Origin of the sequence: Actinomyces oris (genome assembly GCF_001929375.1) — a bacterium.
GTDB lineage: Bacteria > Actinomycetota > Actinomycetes > Actinomycetales > Actinomycetaceae > Actinomyces > Actinomyces oris_B.
Window position 1 is genome coordinate 1 of sequence record NZ_MSGO01000075.1, and the last position, 1,327, is coordinate 1,327.

Annotated in this window: 1 protein-coding gene; it reads left to right on the forward strand. The window is 66.8% G+C overall.

What is annotated here, in order from left to right; genetic code table 11:
• The coding region (gene gltX / locus BKH32_RS12635) for a glutamate--tRNA ligase (protein ID WP_256691927.1) at positions 1 to 1,327 on the forward strand (1,327 nt) is incomplete at both ends.

Here is a 1,327-nt window from a genome sequence, read left to right on the forward strand (position 1 = left end):
GTGCGCGTGCGTTTCTGCCCTTCACCTACGGGAACCCCTCATGTGGGCATGGTGCGCACCTGCCTGTTCAACTGGGCCTACGCCCGCCATACCGGTGGCACCTTCGTCTTCCGGATCGAGGATACCGACGCCGCCCGTGACTCCGAGGAGTCCTTCGATGCCATCCTGGACTCCCTGACGTGGTTGGGCCTGGACTGGGACGAGGGCGTGGGTAAGGGCGGCCCTCATGAGCCCTACCGCCAGTCCCAGCGCATGGACCTGTACAAGGAGGTGGCCGCCGAGCTGCTGGCCGCGGGCTACCTGTACGAGTCCTTCTCCACCCCCGAGGAGATCGAGGCCCGTCACCGTGAGCGTGGCGAGGACCCCAAGCTCGGCTACGACGGCTTCGACCGCGATCTGACCCAGGAGCAGAAGGACGCCTTCCGCGCCGAAGGGCGCCTGCCCGTCCTGCGGATGCGGATGCCGGAGGAGGACATCACCTTCACCGACCTGGTCCGCGGCCCGATCACCTTCAAGGCCGGTAGCGTGCCGGACTACGTCGTCGTGCGCGCAGGCGGTGAGCCCCTCTACACCCTGGTCAACCCCGTTGACGACGCCGCGATGGGCATCACCCATGTTCTGCGCGGTGAGGACCTGCTGTCCTCCACTCCGCGGCAGGTGGTCCTCTACCGGGCCCTCATGGACATCGGTCGGGCTCAGGTCGTTCCCGAGTTCGGTCACCTGCCCTACGTCATGGGGGAGGGTAATCGGAAGCTGTCCAAGCGAGACCCGCAGTCCAACCTCCTCATCCACCGCTACCGCGGCATGATCCCCGAGGGGCTCCTCAACTACCTGGCCCTCCTGGGGTGGTCACTGAGCGCGGACCGCGACGTCTTCTCCGCCGCCGAGATGATCGAGGCCTTCGACGTCCACGACGTCAACCCCAACCCGGCCCGCTTCGACCCCAAGAAGTGCGAGGCCATCAATGCCGAGCAGGTGCGTGCGCTGGGGGAGGCCGACTTCCGGGACCGGCTGGTGCCCTACCTCGCCGATGCCTACCCCGACCCGACCGGTGAGACCGCTCAGGTGCCACTGGTCTCGGCGGAGGCCTTCGACAAGCTCACTGCTCGGGAGCAGGAGATCCTCAATGAGGCTGCCCCTCTCATCCAGACGCGGATCCAGCTGCTGCGCGAGAGCCGCGACATGCTCGGCTTCCTCTTCGTGTCCGACGACGATCTCGTCGTTGATGACAAGGCACTGTCCAAGCTCAAGGCCTCGGCAGGCGACGTGCTGGAGGCGGGCATCAGCGCCCTGGAGGGGCTCAGCCCTGAGCAGTGGGACAAGGACC